Source organism: Parasphingomonas halimpatiens (assembly GCF_036663795.1).
Classification (GTDB): Bacteria; Pseudomonadota; Alphaproteobacteria; order Sphingomonadales; family Sphingomonadaceae; genus Sphingomonas.
This window is the reverse complement of sequence record NZ_JAXOJP010000066.1, coordinates 1-10,372: the sequence shown is the minus strand read 5'-3', so window position 1 is coordinate 10,372 and position 10,372 is coordinate 1. Positions and strand designations below refer to the sequence as shown.

8 protein-coding genes are annotated in these 10,372 nt (G+C 66.6%); 4 read left to right on the top strand and 4 right to left on the bottom strand.

Annotated features, from left to right (window positions below; translation table 11 throughout):
* Nucleotides 1–253: 253 nt before the first annotated feature.
* The gene (locus U1839_RS26145) at nucleotides 254–1,657 is read right to left on the bottom strand and encodes an NAD(P)H-dependent flavin oxidoreductase (protein ID WP_332806488.1); all 1,404 of its coding nucleotides are present in this window, start codon (nucleotides 1,655–1,657) and stop codon (nucleotides 254–256) included.
* A 65-nt stretch (nucleotides 1,658–1,722) separates the two neighbouring features.
* The gene (locus U1839_RS26140; RefSeq protein ID WP_332806487.1) at nucleotides 1,723–2,862 is read right to left on the bottom strand and encodes a glycosyltransferase; all 1,140 of its coding nucleotides are present in this window, start codon (nucleotides 2,860–2,862) and stop codon (nucleotides 1,723–1,725) included.
* A gap of 120 nt (nucleotides 2,863–2,982) precedes the next feature.
* Between U1839_RS26140 and U1839_RS26135 the strand changes: the two genes are divergently transcribed.
* Nucleotides 2,983–4,815, top strand: coding sequence for a DUF885 domain-containing protein (locus tag U1839_RS26135; protein WP_332806486.1), 1,833 nt, complete (start codon nucleotides 2,983–2,985; stop codon nucleotides 4,813–4,815).
* Between the two features lie 19 nt (nucleotides 4,816–4,834).
* Nucleotides 4,835–5,329: a hypothetical protein gene (locus U1839_RS26130; RefSeq protein WP_332806485.1), complete on the top strand. Its 495-nt coding sequence runs from the start codon at nucleotides 4,835–4,837 to the stop codon at nucleotides 5,327–5,329.
* Nucleotides 5,330–5,332: 3 nt separating this feature from the next.
* On the opposite strand, the gene U1839_RS26125 is transcribed toward U1839_RS26130, so the two are convergent.
* Nucleotides 5,333–6,448: a glycoside hydrolase family 130 protein gene (locus U1839_RS26125; RefSeq protein ID WP_332806484.1), complete on the bottom strand. Its 1,116-nt coding sequence runs from the start codon at nucleotides 6,446–6,448 to the stop codon at nucleotides 5,333–5,335.
* A gap of 32 nt (nucleotides 6,449–6,480) precedes the next feature.
* Nucleotides 6,481–7,356: an alpha/beta fold hydrolase gene (locus U1839_RS26120; RefSeq protein ID WP_332806483.1), complete on the bottom strand. Its 876-nt coding sequence runs from the start codon at nucleotides 7,354–7,356 to the stop codon at nucleotides 6,481–6,483.
* 37 nt (nucleotides 7,357–7,393) lie between these two features.
* Between U1839_RS26120 and U1839_RS26115 the strand changes: the two genes are divergently transcribed.
* Nucleotides 7,394–8,758, top strand: a complete 1,365-nt coding sequence (locus tag U1839_RS26115) for a protein adenylyltransferase SelO family protein (RefSeq protein ID WP_332806482.1) — start codon at nucleotides 7,394–7,396, stop codon at nucleotides 8,756–8,758.
* Nucleotides 8,759–8,821: 63 nt separating this feature from the next.
* Nucleotides 8,822–10,231, top strand: coding sequence for a succinylglutamate-semialdehyde dehydrogenase (gene astD / locus U1839_RS26110; protein WP_443030664.1), 1,410 nt, complete (start codon nucleotides 8,822–8,824; stop codon nucleotides 10,229–10,231).
* Nucleotides 10,232–10,372 lie beyond the last annotated feature (141 nt).

Genomic DNA, 10,372 nt, shown 5'->3' with positions numbered 1-10,372 from the left:
AAAACTCTTCGCGCTCCGACATCAGCGAACACTCCTTGAACGGCATGGCTAATCCTCCATGCCGATGTGTCCACCATGTCTCCGAACACCCGTCCACCATCTCCCCGGTCTGTACACGAAGGCCGGGGCCCAGTTGGGATAGCTGACATGACGAGCGGCGACGCCCGTCGCAGCGTCGCCCGACTAGGCCCCGGCCTTCGCCGGGGAAGTGGAAAGAGATGCGACGATATAGGTCAGATCTTCCGCACGATGCTCAATCGCCGGTCAGGATCCGATCGACCAGCTGCTTGACCGTCGGCACGAAGCCGTTGGAATAAAAGGGATCGCGCTTGAACTGATAGGCGCCGTGCCCGGCGAACATCAGATTCTGCTCGACATCGCCGCCGTGCGCGATGTCCTGCAGCGTCTTCTGGATGCAGAAGCTGCGCGGATCGGCGAGGCGCCCGGTCGAGTTGGTCTCGCTATCCGCCCAGGACGAAAAGGCGCACTGGCTGAGGCAGCCCATGCAATCGGCCTGGTCCTTGCGGATGACCTGCTTCTCCGCCGGGGTCACGAACACGAGCGTATTGTCGGGCGTTTTGAGCGCGTCGGTAAAGCCGGCGCCGAACCATTGACGCGCGCGCAGCAGATCGTTGCGCGTCACCCAGAAATTCTTGCCCTTGACGCCGAAATCGAGCTGGAAGGTGTGATCGCCCGCCTCCTGGGTCGAAAAGGGAATCTGTCGCTCCGAGCGGGCCTCGAGGTCGCGCAGGAACGGATTGCGCACCGCGCTTGAATAAAAGCCGGTCGGGGAAAAGCGATGCAGCAACACCTCGCCTTCCTCGATGTTGGTCAGCCGCGCCTTCCAGTCCGCCGGGATCGGGCTTTCCCTGGTGAGTAGCGGGCGCGTCCCGAACTGGAAGACGATCTGACCCAGCTCGGGATTGTCGATCCAGTCGTTCCAGTCGCGCAGATACCATACGCCACCGGCCATCACGATCGGCACGCTGTCGGCGATGCCGCCCTCGCGCATCGTAGCGCGCAATTCCTTGACGCGGGGATAGGGATCCTGCGGCACGAGCGGATTTTCGGCGTTCGACAGGCCGTTATGTCCGCCCGCCAGCCAGGGGTCCTCATAGACCACCGCCGACAGCCAATCCGCCGCCTTGGAATAGGCGCGCTTCCACAGGGCGCGGAACGCCCGGCCGGAGCTGACGATCGGCAGGTAGCTGACGCCGTAAGACGAGGTGATTTCGGACAATTTGTAGGGCATGCCGGCGCCGCACGTCACACCCGCGACGAGGCCGCGCGTCCGCTCGAGCACGCCGTGCAGGATGCGCTGGGCGCCGCCCATTTCCCACAACACGTTGATGTTGATCGCGCCCTTGCCACCGGCAATGTCGAACGCGCGCTTGACCTGCTGGACCGCACCCTCGATCGCGAAATCGATCAGCTCTTCATGCCGCTCGCGCCGGGTCAGCGCCTTGTAGATTTGCGGGATGATCTTGCCGTCGGGGTCGTAGCTGTCGGCATTCACCGCCGAAACGGTACCGATACCGCCCGCCGCTGCCCAGGCGCCGGCGCTCGCATGATTGGTCGCTGCAACGCCCTTTCCGCCCTCCACCAACGGCCAAACCTCGCGGCCGGCGTACATTATTGGCTTCAAACCTTTGAACACGACACGCCTCCGGGACCCTTTCCGGCCGCTATAGCGTCAGAATGGTGACAAGCGAGCAAATTGACTCAGGTGAAAGTAGCGGGTCGCCCGATCGCCTGCCCATATAGGGTAGCATAGCGCGCGATCATCGTCTGCTCGTCAAATTCCGCTACGGCCTTGGCGCGGTTCTGCTGCCCGAGCCACGCGCGCCCCTCTGGCTTGGCCATCGCCATGCTCTGCAAGGTGTCGCGCAGGCGGACCTCGTCATTGTCGGGCGGCAGGTACGGCAGGTTCTCGGCCGCGACCATCATCGGAATGTCACCGACTGCCGGCGCGACGATCGGCAGGCCTGCCGCCATGCCTTCCACCACCGCGATCGGAAACTGCTCGCTCTTCGACGACAGCGCCATGACATCGAACAGCCCGACATAACGATGCGGATCGGGCAGGAAGCCGGGCAGGTGCACCCGGTCGGCGATGCCCATCAGCTCGGCCGTCGCCGCGATCTTCTCGCGTTCGGGGCCCTCGCCGACGATCACCAGCCGCGCCCGCGCCGTCATGCCGCCGACCGCGCGCACCAGTGCCGGCAGGTCCTTGACCTCGCGCAGGCCGGCCAGCGTGCCGATCACGATCTCGCCGGGCTTGCGCTTGAACCCGGGAATGGCACCCGGATTCGGCTTGGCGGCATAACGCGCGACATCGATGCCGTTGGCGATGCGGTGGACCTTGTCACGCGGCTGGCGCCACGTCTTCAGCGCGATCCGTTCGAGCGTCTGCGAGGGCACGACGAGCGCGTGCGCCGCGCCGAGCGCGAAGCGGCGATAGATGTTGCGCTGCGGCTTGAGCCCGCGCGCCTCGTCGGCATTGAAGCCGTCTTCATGATGGATGATCGGCGGCATGCCCTTGGCGAAGACGCGAGCTGCCATCACCCCGTCGATCGCGCCCCAATTATAGGTCAGCACCAGATCGAAGCGGCGCATGAATGTGGCGATCGCCTCGAACCGCGCAACCGAGGGCCTGCCTGTCAAGGACGGCGGGTTCTGTGCGATCTCATATTTGATCCCCGGCGTGATCGCCGCGCGGGCATCGAGTTGCTCGGGCATGCCGGAGACGATGGTGTGCCGCGCCCGGCTTCCGAACGCGTTCATCAGCCGCACCGCGCGCGCCTCCTTGCCGCCCAGCGCGAAGGTCGAATGCAAGTGCAGGATATGGACGGGTTGCGACATCGCCGGGGTGCTTAGCGATGTTTGATCGAGAAATCAGCCCGCTTGGAATGCCACACCCGAATTGCGTTGCACTTCCCGGCGCGCTCGGCTGATCTGCGCCAAACCAGCAGGAAGACCAGCATGATGAAAACGACCCGCCGCGAGATGCTTGCCGGCGCCGGCGCCCTCGGCACCCTGGCGCTCGCCCCGACTTTGGCACGCGCCACGCCGGCCGGCGAATCGGCGCAGGCATTGCTAGCGGGGATCGCCGAGGAAATGCTGACGGACTATCCCGAAACAGCGCTCTACCTCGGGATCGACAAGGGCGCGCGGGCCGCGCTGCGCGGGCGCTTCGCCAATCGCACGCACGGCGCCGACCTCGACCGGGCGGCGCGCGCGACCAGGCGCCTCGCGCAATTGCGTCGCGTCGATCGCCGCGCCCTGCCTGCGGATCTCGCGCTCGACGTCGATACCGCCGAGGCAGCCTATACGCTGGCGGTCGACGGGTGGCGCGCCATGCCTGTCGGCACGGTGGCGACGCTCGACACCAACAACAGTTTTCGCAACACGCCCTACACCGTCTCGCAGCTCGCCGGCGCCTATTCGGACCTGCCCGACCTGCTCGAGAACAAGCACGACGTCGCCGATGCTAGCGACGCCGATGCCTATCTCGCGCGGATCGAGAGCTATGCCGCGGCCGTCGATGGCGAGACCGGGCGCACGATCGCCGACGGCGCCAAGGGCGCGATCCTGCCCGATTTCCTGATCGACATCACCGCCGGCCAGCTCAAGGGCATGGCCGCCCAGCCGATCGCTGAGTGGTCGATCGTCGAGAGTTTCGCGGCAAAATGCGCCAAGGCCGGTTTGCCGCCACACCATGCCGAACAGGCCGCGACACTGTCGCGCGAAAAGGTGCTGCCGGCGCTGGAACGTCAGATCGCCGCCTTCGACAAGCTGCGTCCCAGGGCGATCGAGACGCCGGGCGTGTGGGCGCGACCGGGCGGCGACGGCTGGTATAGCTGGCTGGTCAAGGCCGGTACCACCACCAACGAAACGCCCGAGGCGCTGCATCAGCTGGGCTTGGCGCAACACCGTGCGATCAATGCCGAGATCGACACCCTGCTGAAAGCACAGGGGCTGACCACGGGCAGCGTTGGCGAGCGCTTGACCGCGCTGAGCAAGCGACCCGATTTATTGTTCGCCGATACCGATGCCGGGCGCGCCGAACTGCTGGCCTATCTCAACGGCCGCATCGCCGATATCCGCACCCGCCTGCCGCGCGCCTTCGGCACGCTGGTGAAGGGTAATCTGGTCATCAAGCGCGTGCCACCGGCGATCCAGAATGGCGCGCCCAATGGCTATGCTGGCCCCGGCTCGATCGACGGCTCGCAGCCCGGCATCTATTATATCAACCTCAAGAGCACCAAGACCTGGCCGCGCTATTCGCTGCCGACCCTTTGTTATCATGAAGGCATTCCGGGCCATATCTGGCAGGGCGAATATAGCTATCGCCTGCCGCTGATCCGTTCGCTGCTGGCCTTCAACGCCTATTCGGAAGGCTGGGCACTCTATGCCGAGCAGCTCGGCGACGAACTCGGCGCCTATGACGGCGATCCGCTCGGGCGGATCGGCTATCTCCAGTCGATGAACTTCCGCGCCTGCCGGCTGGTCGTCGATACCGGGCTGCATGCGAAACGCTGGAGCTTCGCCCAGGCGCTGGCCTGGTTCCAAGAAGCGACCGGCATGCCCGTCAACCAGTTGACGGCGGAACTGCAGCGTTACGCCGCGATGCCCGGCCAGGCCTGCGGCTACAAGATGGGCCACAACGAGATCAACCGGCTGCGCGCCGTCGCGAAAGCGAAGCTGGGAACAGGATTCGACCTCAAGGGGTTCAACGATCTGATCGTGAAAACCGGCAATGTACCGCTGACGCTGCTGAATGGCGTTGTCGCGCGTTACGTCGCTGGAACCTGATGAAGAGGGATAGAAAAGCATGACGACCAGCAACGCCGTAAAGATTGCCCTTCTGCTCGCCGCCGCGGTGCCGACCGTGGCAAGCGCCCAGGCAGGGCAAGACAATAGCACCGGCGCCGAAGTCGGCCGCATCGCGGTGCGGCCGGCGCAGGATATCGGCGTGGTCAAGACCAAGGTGCCGCCATTGCTCGAAGCGATCGGCGACAACCCCTACAGCATGAACGGCACGGGTAGCTGCGCGACGATCGCCAATGGCATACGCGCGCTGAACAATGTGCTCGGGCCCGATTTCGGCGATGATGCGCCGGTGCGCGGCAACCGCAAGGGCGCGATGGCCAAGGCCGGGGGGAAGGCGCTGGTCGACAGCATCATCCCGTTCCGCGGGCTCGTCCGCGAAGTTACCGGCGCGGCGAGCGCCGAACGCCGCGTTCAGCTCGCTACCTTTGCCGGCGTCGCGCGGCGCGGCTTCCTGCACGGCCTCTACCGCACGCGCGGCTGCCGCGGCGCGCTGTAAACTTCAGGCGAAAGCCGCTTTCGAAATATGGGTGATGCGGCAGGCCAGATCGGCCTCGCCGCTCGCCACGACATAATGGTCGCCGGCGTCGACGATGCCCGTGGTGAACACGACATTGTCGATATACATCAGATCCTTGAGCGGCTCGGTGAGCGTCGCATCGGGCTCGATCAGCGGACTTTCGCCCGAGCGTAGCACGATCGAGGGATCATCATGGTCGAGCAGCGACCAATAGGTGCGGTAGATGCCGATCACGCCCGATGGCTCCACGCCATGCCACAGGCTGAGCCACCCCTGTTCGGTGCTGATCGGCGGCGCACCGCCTCCCATCCGCGCGGTCGCGAGCGTCGCGGCATGCGGCCGGATGCCGGGCTTGTCGCAGGGTTTCCAGTGCAGCGCGTCGGGCGAGCTGGCGAGGTTGATCGACGGACCGGCGCGCCACGGGCTACCCGGCGGATAGGCGAAATACAGGTCGCCGAGCGGCCGCGTCTGCGCCCAGTATGCGTCGCCGATCAGCCCCTCGAAGATCAGCATGTCCTTGTTCTGATGGTCGAGCACGATGCCCTCGAGCCGCCAGTCGAGCGCGTCGTCCGAGCTGTACAGCGTCGTCGAATGGCGCTCGGGGCTCACCGAACAGGTCGTCATCAGCCAGCGCTCGCCGACCCGGCTGATCCGCGCATCCTCGACGCCGTAGCATTGGTAGGGCGCGCGCGGCACGATCGCCTGGTCGTAATGCACCGCGATCACTTCGCGCCCATCCGCCGACAGCTCGACCGGCAGCAGCCACGACAGCGAGGTCAGCGCCATCACCTTCCACCCGGCGCTGCGCATCATGAACTTGCGCGGATCCGAGGTGTCGACCAGGTCAAGCGGCCACGGATCGCGCACATAGCCACCCTCGTCCCAGCGCAGCGCATGGATATGGCCGTCATGGATTGGGTTCCTGAGCGCCTCGGCGACCCGCACCATCAGCAGCAGATTGCCATTGGCCAGCCGCGTCATGCCTGGGTTGAACGCGCCGAGAATATAGGTCTCCGCGCCGATCTTGCCGGCAAGCGGCGAGCGCGCGAGATCGACATCGCGCGGCGAGAAGACGATCTTGTCGAAGGAAAATGTCATAGCTGCGCCCGTCCCATGCCGATCAGACGCGCTCAGGCGGCAACCGGTTCCCGCGCCACGCGCGCAAGCAGCCGATCGATCGCCGCCACCGCTACCGGCTCGTCGAGCGTCGGCGTGTGCCCCGTGTCGGACACAACGACCAGTTCGGCAGAGTCGAGCGCCGCGACCATCCGCGTCGCTGTGTTGGCCGCCAGCACATCCGAGCGGTCGCCGCGCAAAATTAGCGTCGGCACCGCCTTGAGCTGGTCGAGCGCGCGCCACATGTCGGGGCCTGCCTCGTTGCCCGGCACGCGGAACGGCTCGGCGATCTTCATGTCGTAATCGAGCACGATGCGCCCGACGCTGTTGAGCCGGTAGAGCCGCTTGGCCATCGCCAGCCAGTCGGTGATCTCCCAGTGCGGATAGACGTCGGCATTGTTCTCGGCGATCGCGCGCGCGGCATGCATCCAGGTCGGCCACGAGCTCGCCTTGCCGACATAGCCGCGAATGCGGCCGAGCCCGGCTGGATCGATCTCCGGCCCGACATCGTTGAGCAGCGCGCCGGCGATACGCTGGTGCGAGGCGCCGGCGAGCAGCATCGTCACGATCCCGCCGAGCGAGGTGCCGAAGGCGACGTAGCGATCGACCCCGAGCTCGCCGAGCAGCCCCTCCATGTCCTGGACATAGGTCAGCGGGACATAACTCATCGGGTCCTTGGCATAGCCGCTCTCGCCCCGCCCGCGGAAATCCACCGCGATCACGCGCCATTCGCCCGCCAGCCGTTCCGCCACGCTGGCATAATCGCGCGCGTTGCGCGTCAGCCCGGGCAAGCAGATGATCGGCGGCCGGTCCGCCCGCCCCGCATAATCGCGATAATGCAGTCGCAGCCCGTCATTCGACCACCAATAGCGATTTTCATAGGCGGCCATGGTTGCGTCCTGCGGTTATCCCCCTCCATATTGCCGCATGCGCCAACACCCGCAAGCTTATCGCCCCGAAACCTCCATCCTCGAGCTCGGCGACGCCTTTTACGATCCCGTCGCCGCGGCCGAGTTCCCGCAGACGACGCTGCGTTTCCGCAACGATCGCGCCGCCGCGCAGGTCGGGCTGGACCATCTCGACGATGCCGCCTGGCTGGCGCATTTCGGGCACTTCGAGCCCCTGCCCGGCAGCCTGACGACGCCGCTGGCGATGCGTTATCACGGCCATCAGTTCCGCGTGTACAATCCCGAGATCGGCGACGGGCGCGGCTTCCTGTTCGCGCAACTGCGCGATTCGGCCGATCGGCTGATGGATCTCGGCACCAAGGGCTCGGGCCAGACACCGTGGAGCCGCTTCGGCGACGGGCGCCTGACGCTCAAGGGCGGCGTGCGCGAGGTACTGGCGACCGAGATGCTCGAGGCGCTCGGCGTGCCGACCTCGCGCAGCTTCTCGCTGATCGAAACGGGCGAGGCGCTGCAGCGCGGCGACGAACCCTCGCCGACGCGCTCCTCGGTGCTGGTCCGCCTGAACCACGGCCATATCCGCATCGGCACCTTCCAGCGCCTCGCGCACGACCGCGACGCGGAGAATATGCAGCGGCTCGTCGGCTACGTCCTGCGCCACTTCTATGGCGAGGAGCCGGGCGACGATGCCCCGGCGCGCCTGCTCGCCCATGTCGTCGCCCGCACCGCCACGCTTGCCGCCTCCTATATGGCGGCAGGCTTCGTCCACGGCGTGCTCAATTCGGACAATATCAACGTCTCGGGCGAAAGCTTCGACTATGGCCCGTGGCGCTTCACGCCGAACTGGGACCCGGGCTTCACCGCCGCCTATTTCGACCATGCCGGGCTCTATGCCTTTGGCCGCCAACCCGAGGCGATCCATTGGGACGTCGCCCAGCTCGCCATCGCGCTGCGCCTGCTGAGCCCGGCCGAGCCGCTCATCGCGGTGCTCGAAAGCTTCGGCGACCACTACCAGCCGGCGGTGTCGCGCGCGATCCTGTGGCGCCTCGGCCTGACCCCGCACGATCCCGCCAGCGACCGCGCGCTGATCCAGACGATCGAACCCGTGCTGCGCGGCACAACAGCCCCGCTCGATCGCTTCTTCTTCGATGCGTTCGGCGGGCACCTGCCCGACAGCTATGGCGAGGCCTGGGCGGCGGTGCGCGCGGCGTTGGCGCCCTATCGACCGCGCAAGCCGCGCGACGATCATTATTGGCAGGGCAGCCCCTGCGCGATGCAGATCGACGAGGTCGAGGCAATCTGGTCGGAGATCGACCGCGCCGACAATTGGGCACCCTTCTACGCCAAGGTCGCGGCGATCCGGGCGATGGGCGCGGCGCTTGCCTGACCCGAGCACCGGGCTGAAACTGCCCCCTTCGACAAGCCCGAATCCTGCGGTTAAGAGAGGCTGATGGCGGAACTGCTTTCGATCGAACCGGCGACCGGCGCCGTCCTGTGGCGCGGCAATAGCGGCGATGTCGATGCGGAGGTTGCCGCAGCGCGCGGCAGCTGGGCGGCGTGGGCGTCGCACCCGCTGACCTATCGTATCGAGGCGCTAAGGCGCTACGCCAATGTCGTGCGCGCCAGGGCCGAGCCCTTTGCCGACCTGATCGCGCGCGAGACCGGCAAGCCGTTATGGGAGGCGCGCACCGAGGTCGATTCGGTCGTCGCCAAGGTCGACATCTCGGTCGCGGCTTATGCCGAGCGCACCGCGCAGCGCCGGCTCGATTCGCCGATGGGCAGCCGCATGGCGCTGCGCCACAAGCCGCATGGCGTGCTCGCCGTGCTCGGCCCGTATAATTTCCCCGCGCACCTGCCCAACGGCCACATCGTGCCCGCATTGCTCGCCGGCAATGCGGTGGTGTTCAAGCCGTCGGAAAAGACCCCGGCCGCCGGCGCCTTCATGGTCGAATGCTTCCACGCCGCGGGAATCCCGGAAGGCGTCGTCCGCCTGCTGCTCGGCGGCCCGGCCGAGGGCAAGGCGCTCGCCGCGCATGACGATATCGACGGGCTGCTGTTCACCGGCTCGGCCTCGACGGGCATCGCGCTCAACCGCGCCTTCGCCACGCGCCCCGAAAAGATCCTCGCGCTCGAAATGGGCGGCAACAACCCGATCATCGTCTGGGATACGCCCGACCTGCTGACCGCGGCGACGCTCGTCGTGCAATCCGCCTTCACTTCGGCCGGGCAGCGCTGCACCGCGGCGCGCCGGCTGATCGTCGACACCAAACTCTACGACCCGCTGATCGCGACCTTGCTCAAGCTGCTGTCGCGCATCATCGTCGGCGCGCCGCACGACGACCCCGCGCCGTTCATGGGCGCGGTGATCGACAACGAAAGCGCCGACCAGCTGACCGAGAGTTTCCTCACGCTGATGATGCGCGGCGGCAAGCCGCTGCGCCACCTCGAACGCCCCGTCGCCGACCGCCCCTTCCTGCTCCCGGCGCTGATCGACACCACCGACCTGGCCGAGCGCCCCGATATCGAGCTGTTCGGCCCGATCCTCCAGGTGATCCGCGCCGACAGCTTCGACGCTGCCATCGCCGAGGCCAACAACACGCGCTACGGCCTGTCCGCCTCGCTCATCAGCCAGGACCCCGCGCTCTACGACCGCTTCTGGGCCAATGCCCGCGCCGGCATCGTCAACTGGAACCGCCCGACCAACGGCGCCTCCTCCTCGGCGCCGTTCGGCGGCATCGGCTGGTCGGGCAACCACCGCCCCAGCGCCTATTACGCCGCCGATTACTGCGCCTATCCCGTGGTCAGCAACGAAGCCGACCAAGCGCGGGCGAGCATCGGCATCGGCCTGCGCGACGCGTGAACTTAGCGAGGTCTTCTTCTCTTAAGCCCCTCCCCTTCAGGGCTACCAGATTCACACATTGGTCTGGTATCCGAGGGTTTGGATGGCACGTTTAGCGGCCTGGATTTCGAGCCATCCGTTGAGCATGACGACCGGGCCGGG